Genomic DNA, 13,860 nt, shown 5'->3' with positions numbered 1-13,860 from the left:
CCAAACAGCGCGCGAGCAACCCGCAAATCCATCGGAGTCGTCACCTTAAACGCATCCGCGTCCCCTGCAACCGTCAACACCGGCTCGCCCGCCGCCTCCATCGCCATCGCATCATCAGTCAGCAACTCAGCCTCCTCAGCAGGTAGGGAACGGCTACGCTCATGCGCCGCCAACAGGGCAGCCACCTCAAAACCCTGAGGGGTCTGCACCGCACACATCTGCGCACGCGAAGGAGTGCCCGTCACCAAACCGGCAGAATCCACGGTCTTCACCGTATCCACCACCGGCAACACAGGAATCACCGCACGCACAACGCCCTGCGGGCTCTCAGAACCCAAACCCTCAAGCACACGGTGATACACCTGCGGTGGAGTAAAAGCACGAGCGCAATCATGAATCAACACATAATCCACCGGAATCTGCGCATCCTTCAAAGCATCCAACGCCGCAACCACCGAAGCAGTACGCGTATCACCGCCGGCAGTAATCAACGCACCGGCGCGGCGGGCATCCTCCAAAAGCTCCGGACAACTCACCGAACAATCAGCAGGAACAGTCACCACCACATGCTCAGCAACACCCGAAGCGAGCGCACCCTCCAACGCATAATCCAGCAGGGTACGACCATGCACACGCACAGCAGCCTTCGGAATCGGCTCACCCAGACGAGTACCCGAACCAGCCGCCAAAACAATCACAGCAGTATTCACAGCAGAAGCAGAAGTCATCAGTCTCAAGCCCGCCTACGCCTCGAACTTATAGCCCAAGCCGCGAACCGTCACCACATACTGCGGGGCAGAAGAATCCGGCTCAATCTTCGAACGCAGACGCTTAATATGCACATCCAGGGTCTTCGTATCACCCACATAGTCGGCACCCCACACGCGCTCAATCAGCTGGCCACGAGTCATCACACGACCCACATTGCGCAGCAGAATCTCCAGGAGCTCAAACTCCTTCAGCGGCATAGAAATCTCTTCACCATTAACCGTCACCACATGGCGGTCAATATCCATACGCACCGGGCCACCCTGCAACACCGACTCAGTCGCAGAATCAGTCTCCGCCGAACGACGACGCAACACCGCGCGGATACGAGCAATCAACTCACGCGCAGAATACGGCTTCGTCACATAGTCATCAGCGCCAAGCTCCAGACCCAGAACCTTATCCAGCTCAGAATCCTTAGCGGTCAGCATGATAATCGGGACCGAAGACACCTCACGCAGCTTGCGGCACACCTCCATGCCGGACATGCCCGGAAGCATCACATCCAGCAGCACCAAATCCGCGCCCTCGCGGTCAAACACCGGCAGAGCATCCAGACCGTTGTCCACAACAATCGTCTGAAAACCCTCACGGCCCAGCAAAAACGCAAGGGGATCCGAGAGGGCTTCTTCGTCCTCAACGATCAGAATTTTAGCCATCAATAAATTCCTTCGATTCCGTAAAACCTATACCGCTAACACTACACTGCGACCGGAGGCTCATTCAGCGGCAACGCCAACGTAAATGTCGAGCCCTCCTGCGACATCGACCGAACCGTCACGCTACCACCGTGCTGAGTCATCACATGCTTCACAATGCTCAAACCCAAACCAGTGCCGCCCGTCTGACGCGAACGAGCCGGATCAACCCGGTAAAAACGCTCAAAAATACGTTTCTGCTCGTCCTCTGGAATACCCACGCCCTGATCAGCAACCTCAACCAACAGCTGATCAGCCACACGGTGCACCCAAATATCCACCTTCGTATGCTCCGGCGAATAACGCACCGCGTTCTCCACCACGTTCTGCACAGCAATACCGAGCAGCTCGGCATCACCATACACCTCGGGGACCTCCTCGATGCGGGTAGAAATCTGAATGTCCTTCTCCTCTGCCACAATATTCGAACGATCCACCGCATCAGCCACCAAAGAAGGCACCGACACCGGGCCACCACGCGCAATCACATCGGTCGACTGCAGACGCGAAAGCTCAATAATGTCACGCACCAGCGCAGACAGGCGGCGAGTCTCCTTATGCAGACGACCCACAAAATACTCAATCGCCTCCGGATCATCACTCGCCTGCTCAATAGCCTCAGCCAACAGACTCACCGCACCCACCGGAGTCTTCAACTCATGCGACACATTCGCCACAAAATCATTACGCATACGTTGCACACGAGAAATCTCAGTGCGGTCATCAGCAAGCACCAGAATGTACTCATCCCCCAGCGAAGCAACACGCACATCCAAAACCAGCGCCTCACCCTCACCGCGGTCAATCTCAAAAGTACGCTCCGCAAAAATACCGCGATGGCGCACCGTGCGAATCATATCCGCCAACTCATCAGAGGCCACCGTATGACCACGCACCAGACCCATCGCATACGCACCCGGAGAAGCCTGAACCACGCCGCCCACCTCATCAATCACCAGATAGGCGCGACCAATCACAGCAAGCACCTGAGCGGCACCATCACGCAGCGCCGGCGCCGACACCAAGCTACGCTCCTGCTCCCGCTCACTACGCGCCACCGCGTTCATGCTCAGGACGCCCACCAGCAGACCTATCATGCCCGCAATAAAGGCGATCAGACCGGCATCCATGTACTTCCCTTCCATTCGGGTACCCCATAAGTATAAATGTGGCCGATACCCGGCACTCAGGCGAACGCCCCTCTTCTCAGGCAGGCACCCCATGCAAAAACCTCAGACAGGCACCCCCTGCAGAAACCCCGCAGATACCTTTACCCTGCAGAGAACGCAATGAGCCGCCCACCTCAACGGTGGACGGCTCATCACAATGACAGGGGAAACCCTGCCGGAGGTACTACTTACCCTGGTTTGCTACGGCAGCAATAGCGTCCTTAGCAGCCTCGGGATCCAGGTACTCGCCGGGCTTGACGGGCTGGAAGTTCTCGTCCAGCTCGTAGTACAGCGGAATACCGGTGGGGATGTTCAGGCCAGCAATGTCCTCATCGGAAATACCCTCGAGGTGCTTGACCAGCGAACGCAGGGAGTTACCGTGTGCAGCAACCAGAACGGTCTTGCCTGCTGCGAGGTCGGGCTTGATGTCCGACTCCCAGTAGGGAAGCATACGGCCCAGAACGTCCTTCAGGCACTCGGTGCGAGGAGCGTTCTCAACATCCGCGTAGCGGGGGTCGTGTGCCTGCGAGTAGGGGTCGTTGTCATCCAGCGGGGGCGGCGGAACGTCGTAGGAACGACGCCAAGTCATGAACTTCTCGTCGCCGTATTCCTCGCGAATCTCGGACTTGTTCTTACCCTGCAGAGCACCGTAGTGACGCTCGTTCAGGCGCCAGGTGCGCTTGACGGGAATCCACAGGCGGTCTGCTGCATCCAGTGCAAGGTTTGCGGTGTTGATTGCGCGACGCTGCAGGGAGGTGTGAACAACATCGGGGAGGATGTTGCGCTCTGCCAGCAGCTCGCCGCCGCGCTTAGCCTCAGCGCGGCCCTTATCGGTCAGGTTAACGTCCACCCAACCGGTGAACAGGTTCTTTTCATTCCACTCGGACTGGCCGTGGCGCAGGAGTACTAGTTTGTAAGTCATACCTCTATTTTTTCATTTACCCGCCGGTTTGTCATGCCTCAAAGCCTAGAAAATATGCATTCTCCCAAAAATTTATAAGGGTCTTTTGTACCAGAACGAAAGGCTCAAAACCCCGCCAGAAAAGGGCAAAGCCCCGCACACCACCCAACCAGGATAAACCCGTCAGAGGGCGCACGAGGCTTCACCAGCTATCGCGCAAAGCGAGCGCACAAGCTAACGCTAGAAACGGCGGCGACCAACCGAAGGCCACACACCAGCCAGGAACACGCAACTAATCACTGCAGCAACCAGCTGAAGAATCAGCGCATTATTACCATTACCCGTCACCGCAGCAAAAACACTAAACAGCGACACCACGGCAGAACCACCGGTCAAAGCCAGCCACGTATTCTTCGGGCGCTTACCGGCAAAATCGTACGCGTTCGCCGGAGACATCCACGCACGCACAAAAGCCAGCACACCAACCACAGCACCGGCGATGGCCAGCAGCGTATCAACAAGAGTGGTCACATACAAGACCAGCAGAATAGGAGACATAGTATTCCTTTGAATCAGCAGCTTCTTTAGACAACCCTAGCAAAGCGCTTAGCGGACAACCTTAAAGGCCTCAACCAAGTCATTGTATAGGTCATCCACGTTTTCAATACCCACCGACAGGCGCAGCAGAGACTCCGGAATCGAATCCGGCTCGCTACCGTGGCGACGACGACGCTCCACCAGAGACTCCACGCCACCCAGGGAGGTTGCCGGAGTCCACAGCTTCAACGCCTCCACAACGTTACGGGCACCCGCGGCATCCGTATCAAGAGTGATGCACAGAATCGCGCCGAAACCGTCCATCTGCTTCTTCGCAATCTCATGGCCGCGATGGCTCTGCAGGCCCGGGTAACGCACCTCAGCCACGAAAGGGTGCTCACTCAGACGCTCCGCAAGAACCTGCGCGTTCTGCACCGCACGCTCCACGCGCAGCGCCAGGGTGCGCAGACCGCGCAAACCAAGCCACGCCTCCACCGGACCGGGGATAGCGCCGTTGGTGATGCGGTGGTGCAACATCGCCTTGTACAGCTCCTCGTTCGAGGTCAGAGTCATACCCAGCAGCACATCCGAATGGCCCGCAAGGAACTTCGTAGCGGAGTGAACCACTACGTCCGCACCCAAATCCAGGGGACGCTGCAGAATCGGGGTTGCAAAAGTGTTATCCACCGCGGTCACAATGCCCAGGCGGCGAGCCGCAGAAAGCAGGGCAGGCAGGTCAGCAACCTCAAGCATCGGGTTCGTGGGGCTCTCCAACCACGCCAGGACCTTCGGCGCCGAGTAGTTCACGGTCTCCGGGGTCACGCCGGTGCGGGATGCGGCATCCTCCATCGCGGCGATAACGCTCTCGGTGTCTTCAATATCCACGCGAACGAGCTCAATGATGCCGCGGCGCTCCAAATCCTTGCACAGGGTCACCGACGCCATGTACGCGTGCTTCGGAATCAGCACGATGGAACCAACCGGCACCAGGTCGATGACAGCAGCGACAGCGGCCATACCGGAGGGGAACAGCAGACCGGGCTGGGTAGCGTTCTCCAGCTTTGCCACAACCTCTTCCATGCCCTCCCAGGTGGGGTTCGAGAAGCGGGCGTACACGCGGTCCTGCTCAATATTGACGGCGTCCACACCGCGGTAGGTGGAAGAAAGAACGATTGGAGGGTTCACCGGCGCGTCATGCTCGTGTGCCGGGCGGCCGCCAGAGACGACGAAGGTCTCCGCGGAGTAATTCATGTCGTGGTTATCTGCACTCATGCCTTTAAGCCTGGCACACCCGCGCCCAGAACGCACGCCCGCACAGGTGACAGCGCACAGGATTTACATGTTTTTTACCTTGATACGCGCACAATCCCACGCGGAAGCATCACCAAAACCGCACCGGTGCTGCCAAGAGACCCGGTACCCTTAAGGGTGATGGATACTCTCAACTACACCCCCGATGCTCAGAATCTTCCCGCCGACCCGACCGGTCGCCGCGGGCTTTTTATCGTGGTCGAAGGAGGCGACGGCGCCGGCAAAACCACCCAGCTCGCCCTGCTGAATGAAGCGCTCAGCGCCCGCGGATACCGTGTCATCACCACCCGCGAACCCGGCGGCACCGAGATCGGCGAGAAGCTGCGCGCCCTCGTCCTGGAAGCAGGTCAGGGCACCATTGACGACCGCACCGAGGCGCTGATTTTTGCGGCATCCCGCGCGGCTCACGCCTCCCAGCTGATTCGCCCGGCGCTCGCTGAGGGTGCCATCGTGCTCAGTGACCGCTACATTGATTCTTCCGCCGCGTACCAGGGTGTCGGCCGTGATCTGGGTGTTGAAACCATCGTCGACTTGAGCCGCTGGGCTACCGCCGACCTTGTTCCCGACGCGACCCTATTGCTGAGTGTGCCGCTGAGCGCCGAGCAGGAGCGCATGGACCAGCGCGGCACCGTCGACCGTATTGAGGCCGAAGGGGCGGCGTTCAAGGCACGCATTCACGATGCGTTCGAGCAGATCGCTCGCGAGGACGCTAACGGTTCGCACCGCATCATTGATGGTGTGGGCACGATCGATGAGGTACACACGCGCGTACTTGAGGTGATTGAGCCTCTGCTTGCCGCCCGCAAACTGGTCCGCACCGGTAAGGAGGGCTCATGAGCCTCTGGGATAGCCTGCTGATTCCTGCCGATAAGCTCCAGCAGCTACGCATGGATGCCGCCGCCGACCGCCCCACGCACGCTTGGCTTTTCACCGGTGCGACCGGTGCACCTCACCGTGAGGCGGCAAAAGTTTTCGCCGCCGCACTGCTATGCGAACAGCCCGACCCGCAGAACCGCGGATGCGGTCAGTGCAAGGGCTGCGTGACCGTCATGAACGGTTCGCACGCAGATTTCACGCACTTTAGTACCGAGGCGACGCACATCAGCATTGATGAGGCACGCGAGCTGGTCATGAAGGCCCAGGACCGCCCGACCGTGGGTCGCTGGCGCGTGATTCTGGTCGAGGACACTGAGCGCATGCCGGAGCGTACCTCCAATGTGTTGTTGAAGGCGATTGAGGAGCCGCCGCCGCATACGATTTGGTTGTTGACGGCGCCCTCCCCCACCGATGTTCTGGTGACGATTCGTTCGCGTTGCCGTCCGGTGCAGTTGCCGGTTCCTACCGATGCGCAGGTGCACGAGTATTTGCTGGCACACGGTGTGGCGGATCCTTTGGCGCAGCGCGCAGCGCGGCTGGCTCTGGGTGATGCGCAGGAGGGGTACCGTTTGGCGACCGATGAGCAGGCGATGGCTCGTCGGGAGTTGATTACCTCCCTGATTCTGAATGTTCGTTCTATTTCTTCGGCTTTCAATGCCGCCGAGAAGCTCACCGACCTTGCCGACCAGGACGCGCAGGCTGTCTCCGCTCTCAAGGATGAGCAGGAGCGCCAGGAGCTTCTGGCACTGCTGGGTATTCGCGAGGGTGAGCGCGTTTCGCCCTCCTTGCGAGCGCAGGTTCGCCGCCTGGAGGAGCAGCAGAAGCGCCGCGCTAAGCGCGTTTCCTCCGATACGCTGTTGCGTTCCGTGGCGCAGGTTCAGACAGTTCTGCGTGATGCGTTGACGGTGGCGCTGTCGGCTCAGGCCCCGCTGGTCAATGAGCATTTGCGTGAGCCTCTGGAGGCGTTCTGCGCCCGCCGTTCCGCCCAGCAGCTACTGGAGGATGTGCAGGCGGTCGAGCTGACTCTGCGTCGCTTGCGGACGAACGCGAATGCGCGTCTGGCGCTTGAGGCGTTGATGAGCCGTTTCGTGTATTAGACGTTTCTTAGCAGCTCATACAGCGCAAGGGGAGGCACCGAAGAAAAATTCTTCGGTGCCTCCCCTTGTTTCTGCTGGTTTTCTGGTGGTCCTCAGCGCCCCCAGAGCTTAGTTACGGAATCAAGCTTAGTTGCGGAAACCGTGAACCGGCGACGGAATACGACCGCAACGGGCGATAAATGCCTCCGCGCTGGGGGTGTGGGTGGGCATGACGGGTGCGCGACCGAGCAGGCCACCAAATTCAACCATGTCGCCTACGCCCAGGCCGACCGCCGGGATGACGCGGACCGCGGTGGTCTTGTGGTTCATCACGCCGATCGCTGCCTCGTCGGCAATCATTGCGGCGAGGGTTGCGGCGGGGGTGTCGCCGGGGACCGCGACCATGTCCAGGCCGACGGAGCAGATGGCGGTCATTGCTTCGAGCTTGTCCAGGGTGATGTTGCCGGCTGCCGCGGATTCAATCATGCCGATATCCTCAGAGATTGGAATGAAGGAGCCGGAGAGGCCACCGACATTTGAGCATGCCATGAGGCCGCCCTTCTTCACCGCATCGTTGAGTAGCGCAAGTGCCGCAACGGTGCCGTGGGTACCGACGGTTTCCAGGCCCATCTCTTCGAGGATGTGCGCGACCGAGTCGCCAATCTCTGCGGTGGGTGCCAGGGAGAGGTCAATAATGTTGAAGGGCACGCCCAGACGCTCGGAGGCGAGGGTACCGACCAGCTGACCGACGCGGGTAATCTTGAAGGCTGCCTTCTTGATTTCTTCGGCGCAGGTGTCGAAGGATTCCCCGCGGACCTTCTGCAGGGCGCGGTGTACCACGCCGGGGCCGGAGACACCCACGGAGATGGTGGTGTCTGCCTCCTGCACACCGTGGAATGCGCCCGCCATGAAGGGGTTATCGCTGACGGCGTTCGCGAAGACGACGAGCTTGGCGCAGCCGAAGCCGTGTGTGTCCGCAGTCAGGTCTGCGGTGGCGCGGATGGTCTCACCCATGAGCTTGACGGCGCTCATGTTGATGCCGGCGCGGGAGGAGCCGATGTCTACGGAGGAGCAGACCACGTCGGTTTCTGCGAGCGCTCGCGGGATGGAGCGAATCAGCTTTTCGTCGGCGGGGGTCATGCCCTTATCGACGAGGGCGCTGAAGCCGCCGACGAAGTTCACGCCGACTGCCTTGGCTGCCGCGTCGAGGGTGCGGGCGAATTCTACGTAGTCCTCATCGTTGGAGGCGCCTGCCACCAGCGCGATGGGGGTGACGGCGATGCGCTTGTTGACGATCGGGATGCCAAGCTCAGCTTCGATATCTTCGCAGACGCTGACGAGGTGTGCGGCGCGGCTGGTGATTTTGTCGTAGATCTTCTTGCGGGCTACTTCGCCGTCGGAATCGGCGCAGTCGAGCAGGGAGATGCCCATGGTGACGGTGCGAATGTCGAGCTTCTGCTCCTCGATCATTCGGATGGTTTCTAGAATGTTGGTGTTGCGCATAAGTGGAGCCCTAGATGGTGTGCATTGCCTGGAAGATGGATTCCGCCTGGATGCGAATCTGTACCTTCTGTTCGTGCTCGACACCTACCATGGCTTCCTGCAGGTCGATGAGGTTCTGCTGCGTTTCGTCGAAGGAGCAGTGCATAATCATGGTGAAGTATTCGCCCATGATGGTCTGGGAGACGTCGAGGACGTTGACCTTGCGCTCGGCGAGGGCTGCGGTCACGGCGGCGATGATGCCTTCGTGGTCGATGCCTGTGACGGTGAGGATGATCTTCACGGTGTTCTCCTAGTGGTTTGGGGCTGCGTACCTAAGGAAGAGGTGCATAAAGGCACACGCATACGCATATTTATAAGACCAATTATAGGTTACTCAGAACACATTCTGTAGGGTCAACATAAAAAGCCCCTCCCACCGCGCATCGAGGAAATAAAAAATCCACGCCCCCTCACCTTATTTAAAGGTAAGAAAGAACGTGGATTCTTTATGCGCGTCATGCACGGAACAATCTTTTTTGAACGCTCCATTTATCTGTCTGGATTTAAGTGTCTAAAGAGAGTACCTCGAGACGTTTCCCAGACGTCATGCCTAGATATAAAGCCTAGAAGTAAGACTAGACGTAAGAAGCGATGTACAGCTCACCGCTACCGCTGAGGGTTGCCACCGAGGGCTCTCCCACGTGCAGTACCGACTCGGTAGCACCCAGCACAAATTCCTCGGTGCCGTTGCCGTCGGCTGTGTGAATGGTGATTTCGCCGGATACGCTCAGCGCGGCGCTAATGCCCTCGAAGGTGTATTCCTGCGGCTTACCCTCTTCAACGCGGATGCGGGTCACGCTCATGCGTTCATCCCACATGGCGTAGGTGCCCACGGGCGCATTCTCGGGGGTGGGGCGCTGAATAACCGGGGCGTCCTGGCTTTCACCCAGAACCTTAATGAGCTCCTCGGTGTCGATGTGCTTTGCGGTCAGACCGGCACGCATCACGTTATCGGAGGGGTTCATCAGCTCAATAGCGGTACCGGAGACGTAGGCGTGCACCTGACCGTCGGGGGTGAAGGCGGATTCGCCCGGCGCCAGGTGAACCAGGTTCATGACGAAAGCGACGAGCAGACCGCGGTCGCCGGGGTACTTGCCGGCAACAATCTGCACGAGCTCAGCGGCGTCAGCGATGACGGGGTTCTCGGCGTCGGTCAGCTGTGCTGCCGCCTCGACAAGCTGCTCAACAGCCGCGGTGGCGGTCTCTTCAGGCATGCGAATAATCTCGGTCAGCAGCTGTTTGGGGGTAAGCTCCACACGCTCTGCCAGCCAGTCGGCCTTGAACGCCTCGGCAAGCTCTGCCAGCTGCGCGGAGGTGCGTACACCGGTGAGCACGCGCATCTGGGTCAGCGCAATGACGGTTTCAGGCTTGGAGTAGCGGTCCTTGTAGTTGCGGTGCGGCGCGTCGATCGCGATGCCGCGTGCCTGCTCATCCTCGAAACCTGCAATCGCCTGCTCGGGGGTGGGGTGCACCTGAATGGACAGGGGCGCATCAATCGCAAGGATCTTAAAGAGGAAGGGGAACCAATCGGAGGTACGGTCCGGGCGCAGGAAGCGGGAGGGGTTCTCCACAATCAGCTCATTGAGCGGGGACTCGGTACCATCAACGGTTGCACGGGAGGGCGCAGCCGGATGCGCGCCAACCCACACCTCAGCCTCAGGCTGCTCGGTGGGGACGGGCACGCCGCGCATGCGTCCGAGAATTTCACGGGAACCCCACGCATAATTCTGAATCTGGTTTTTTAGGGAAAAAATCTCACCCATGGGGGAAAATACCTCTCGACGTGAGTTGTTTGAAGTAAGTGAAGTGATAAAAAACCCATTCATTCAGCGGAATTTATAAGGTTTTACCTGCCCATTATAGAGGCTAGTTGCACTTCTTTACCGCTAGAATAAAAGGCGTGACTACTATTAATCTACATGACTCATTCAAAGCGTACGACGTGCGTGGCATCGTCGGCGAGACCATTACCGCAGAGACTGTTCGTGCTACTGGCGCGGCTTTCGTAGACGTTCTGGGCCTGGAGGGCCAGACCATTCTGGTCGGTGGCGACATGCGCCCCTCCTCCCCCGAATTCATGGATGCATTCGCCCAGGGTGCAACCGCTCGCGGCGCAAATGTTGAGAAGATCGGCCTGATCTCCACTGACGTTCTGTACTTCGCATGTGGCGTTGAGAACGCTGCCGGTGTTACCTTCACCGCTAGCCACAACCCCGCAGAGTACAACGGTATGAAGATGGCCAAGGCTGGCGCTGTTCCGCTGTCCTCCGAGTCCGGCCTGTTCGACATTCGTGACCTGGCTCAGAAGTACCTGGACGCTGGCGAGATTCCTTCGGTGGAGAAGGTCGGCACCGTTACTGAGAAGGACATCCTCAAGCCCTACGCAGAGTACCTGCGCAAGCTGGTAGACCTGTCTTCCATCCGCCCCCTGAAGGTTGTTGTTGACGCCGGTAACGGCATGGGTGGTATGACCACTCCCGCTGTTCTGGGCGACACCATCCTGCCGGGCCTGCCCCTGGAAATCGTTCCCCTGTACTTCGAGCTGGACGGCACCTTCCCGAACCACCCGGCTAACCCGCTGGAGCCGGCTAACCTGGTTGACCTGCAGAAGGCTGTTGTTGAGCACGGTGCTGACATTGGTCTGGCATTTGACGGTGACGCTGACCGTTGCTTCGTCATCGACGAGAAGGGTGAGCCCGTCACTCCTTCGGCTGTGACCGCCCTGGTTGCTGAGCGCGAGATTGCTCGTGCAAAGGCAGAGGGCAACGAAGAGCCCGTCATCATCTACAACCTGATTACCTCGAAGGCTGTTCCTGAGCTGGTTGAGAAGCTGGGCGGCCGCGCAGTGAAGACCCGCGTGGGCCACTCCTTCATCAAGGCTGTTATGGCCAAGGAGAACGGCGTTTTCGGTGGCGAGCATTCCGCTCACTACTACTTCAAGGACTTCTTCAACGCAGACACCGGTATGCTCGCTGCAATGCACGTGCTGGCTGCTCTGGGTGGCGGCGAGGAGCCTCTCTCTGCGATTAGCGCGAAGTACTCCCCGTACGTTGCTTCCGGTGAGATTAACTCCGAGCTGGAAGACAAGGCTGCCGCTGTGGACCGCGTGCGTGCACACTACGCTAACGCTCCCGTGGTTGTTGAGGACTCCGACGGCACCACCTTCACCAACACCGAAGAGGGTTGGTGGGTTAACCTGCGTCCTTCGAACACCGAGCCGTTCCTGCGCCTGAACCTTGAGGCACCGGATGTTGAGACCATGGAGCGCGTCCGCGATGAGGTTCTGGCTCTGGTTCGCCAGGGCTAAGCACTAGCTAGCTACTAAATATCCCGCCCGCAGAAACAATCTGCGGGCGGGATCTTTTTCTTAAGTTCTAAACCCGGCTAGGTTCTTCTGTCTCAGAGAAAGAACCTAGCCGGGTTTAAGAAACCTAGCGGACGAGCCGGCTTACGCGGTTTTTACGCCTCGCGTGCCTGGTCGTGGAGCATCCACTGGTCGGGGCCGAAGATCTCGTAGTTGATGTTCTTGCCGGGAACGCCTGCCTCCACCAGTGCGGAGCGTACACCCTGCATGAAGGGCAGCGGGCCGCAGAGGTAAACGTTAGCGTTGGCGGGAACATCCAGCTTGGATACGTCGACGCGGCCGGTGAAGTCGCCGCCTTCGCCCTCGATGAAGGATACGAGGCGTGCGTTGGGCAGCTTGCCGATGAGCTCGGTGAGCTCTTCGCGCAGGGGCCAGGTGTCCAGGCGGCGGTCTGCGTGAACCACGGTCACGGGACGCTCGGAGCCCTTCTCAACCAGCTCGGAGAGGAAGCTGAGCATGGGGGTGGTGCCGATGCCTGCGGAGAAGAGGTACAGGGGCGCCTCGGGATCGCCAAAGCCTTCCAGAGTCAGGTCACCGTAGGGGTTGGAGATTTCGACGACTGCGCCAACTTCCAGCTCGTGCAGGATGGAGGTCATCTCGCCGTTGGGGTCGAGCTTCACAGCGATGCGGCGCTGGTTCTTTTCGCTGGGCAGCAGGGTGTACTGGCGTGCCTGGCGCAGACCGTCACGTGCGGGAACGACGATGGAGATGTACTGGCCGCCCTTGGACTCGGTCATGGGGGTCTCGTCGGCGGGCTCGAAGGTCAGAACTACGACGTTCTCACCGGTCTCCTTGCGGTCAACGAGCTTGAAGGGTGCGAACATGACGTCGTTTGCCTGGGAGGCGTACAGGCCCTTCTCCAGCTTGATGAGGGCGTTGCCCATGAGCCAGTAGACCTCGGTCCATGCCTCAACGATTTCGGGGGTAGCCAGGTCGCCCAGGTTAGCAGCGATTGCCTCGAAGAGGTACTTGTAGACGGTGGGGTACTCTTCTTCCTTCAGGCCCAGGGATGCGTGCTTGTGTGCAACGCGGGAGAGGACCTCGTCCGGGTAGGAGTCCGGGTGCTCGACAATGTAGGAAGCGAATACTGCGATGGAGCCAGCCAGTGCGCGGGGCTGAGTGCCTTCAAGCTGGGAGGAGCGGGAGAACATGCCGTCCATCAGGTCGGGGCGGGCGGCGAACATTCGACGGTAGAAGTCGGGGGTGATGTCGTTAATGCGCTCAGCAATGATGGGCAGCGTTGCCTCAATAATGGGGCGGGACTTCTCGGAGAGCATCGGTGCGTGCCTTCTTCCTGTGTGGTCACCTCGGTCATTGTGGCGAGACCCCTCAATATCAGTATTGCGGGGCATTCACTCAGACAGCTTAGTTGGTGACAGAGTGTTTATAAAGCACCCTTACCGTAGCATTTTGCGGGGTGTTTGCGCTGAGTGCAGGTCACTTTCTGAGGGATATTGAGGGGTTTAGGCGAGACTTATGGTTCAGCTTGACTCAAAGAGAGAGCCGCGCGTCACACTATATATTTTCAGCACTGTTTTTGAGTTCGCCGCGTGACTAGCCCCGGAGTGTGCATAAAAATTCTGGCATGGAAATATATTTACTACGGAAAGTATGCAGT

General features: G+C 59.2%; 13 protein-coding genes. 3 read left to right on the top strand and 10 right to left on the bottom strand.

The annotated features are described in order from the left end of the window. From ispD to Q0216_RS03055, 6 genes are all read right to left on the bottom strand, one after another. Positions 1 to 728, bottom strand: a 728-nt coding sequence (ispD, locus tag Q0216_RS03080; protein WP_298592838.1) for a 2-C-methyl-D-erythritol 4-phosphate cytidylyltransferase, incomplete at its 3' end; no start/stop codon positions are given. 15 nt (positions 729 to 743) lie between these two features. Further along, positions 744 to 1,427 carry a response regulator transcription factor gene (locus tag Q0216_RS03075; RefSeq protein WP_298592837.1) on the bottom strand — a complete coding sequence of 228 codons (684 nt, stop codon included), beginning with the start codon at positions 1,425 to 1,427 and terminating at the stop codon, positions 744 to 746. 41 nt (positions 1,428 to 1,468) lie between these two features. Continuing rightward, complete coding sequence (locus Q0216_RS03070; RefSeq protein ID WP_298592835.1) at positions 1,469 to 2,611, bottom strand: cell wall metabolism sensor histidine kinase WalK; 1,143 nt, start codon at positions 2,609 to 2,611, stop codon at positions 1,469 to 1,471. A 208-nt stretch (positions 2,612 to 2,819) separates the two neighbouring features. Further along, entirely contained in the window at positions 2,820 to 3,557 is a 738-nt protein-coding gene (locus tag Q0216_RS03065) for a phosphoglyceromutase (RefSeq protein WP_005507152.1), read from the bottom strand. 219 nt (positions 3,558 to 3,776) lie between these two features. Continuing rightward, the gene (locus tag Q0216_RS03060; protein WP_298592834.1) at positions 3,777 to 4,094 is read right to left on the bottom strand and encodes a DUF2516 family protein; all 318 of its coding nucleotides are present in this window, start codon (positions 4,092 to 4,094) and stop codon (positions 3,777 to 3,779) included. Positions 4,095 to 4,142: 48 nt separating this feature from the next. Next, positions 4,143 to 5,345 (bottom strand): PLP-dependent aspartate aminotransferase family protein, encoded by a 1,203-nt coding sequence (locus tag Q0216_RS03055; protein ID WP_298592832.1) that lies wholly within the window; start codon positions 5,343 to 5,345, stop codon positions 4,143 to 4,145. 159 nt (positions 5,346 to 5,504) lie between these two features. On the opposite strand from Q0216_RS03055, the gene tmk reads away from it, so the two are divergent. Beyond that, the gene (tmk, locus tag Q0216_RS03050; protein ID WP_298592830.1) at positions 5,505 to 6,221 is read left to right on the top strand and encodes a dTMP kinase; all 717 of its coding nucleotides are present in this window, start codon (positions 5,505 to 5,507) and stop codon (positions 6,219 to 6,221) included. Beyond that, the gene (locus Q0216_RS03045; RefSeq protein ID WP_298592829.1) at positions 6,218 to 7,357 is read left to right on the top strand and encodes a DNA polymerase III subunit delta'; all 1,140 of its coding nucleotides are present in this window, start codon (positions 6,218 to 6,220) and stop codon (positions 7,355 to 7,357) included. The genes tmk and Q0216_RS03045 overlap by 4 nt, the downstream gene beginning before the upstream one ends. A 126-nt stretch (positions 7,358 to 7,483) precedes the next feature. Here Q0216_RS03045 and Q0216_RS03040 read toward each other — a convergent pair whose 3' ends face one another. The 3 genes from Q0216_RS03040 to manA all read right to left on the bottom strand — a co-directional run bounded on the left by Q0216_RS03040 (position 7,484) and on the right by manA (position 10,641). After that, a complete protein-coding gene (locus Q0216_RS03040; protein WP_298592827.1) occupies positions 7,484 to 8,839 on the bottom strand; it encodes a PFL family protein in 1,356 nt (451 codons plus the stop codon). A gap of 10 nt (positions 8,840 to 8,849) precedes the next feature. Then, entirely contained in the window at positions 8,850 to 9,119 is a 270-nt protein-coding gene (locus Q0216_RS03035) for an ACT domain-containing protein (protein WP_298592826.1), read from the bottom strand. A gap of 334 nt (positions 9,120 to 9,453) precedes the next feature. Next, complete coding sequence (gene manA, locus Q0216_RS03030; protein ID WP_298592825.1) at positions 9,454 to 10,641, bottom strand: mannose-6-phosphate isomerase, class I; 1,188 nt, start codon at positions 10,639 to 10,641, stop codon at positions 9,454 to 9,456. Between the two features lie 137 nt (positions 10,642 to 10,778). On the opposite strand from manA, the gene Q0216_RS03025 reads away from it, so the two are divergent. After that, complete coding sequence (locus tag Q0216_RS03025; protein WP_298592823.1) at positions 10,779 to 12,185, top strand: phosphomannomutase/phosphoglucomutase; 1,407 nt, start codon at positions 10,779 to 10,781, stop codon at positions 12,183 to 12,185. A 152-nt stretch (positions 12,186 to 12,337) separates the two neighbouring features. On the opposite strand, the gene Q0216_RS03020 is transcribed toward Q0216_RS03025, so the two are convergent. Further along, complete coding sequence (locus tag Q0216_RS03020; RefSeq protein ID WP_298592821.1) at positions 12,338 to 13,519, bottom strand: FAD-binding oxidoreductase; 1,182 nt, start codon at positions 13,517 to 13,519, stop codon at positions 12,338 to 12,340. Between the last annotated feature and the right edge of the window lie 341 nt (positions 13,520 to 13,860).

Origin of the sequence: uncultured Rothia sp. (assembly GCF_937976295.1) — a bacterium.
Lineage (GTDB): Bacteria > Actinomycetota > Actinomycetes > Actinomycetales > Micrococcaceae > Rothia.
The sequence above is the reverse complement of the archived record's forward strand: the minus strand, read 5'-3'. Positions and strand labels throughout refer to the sequence as shown.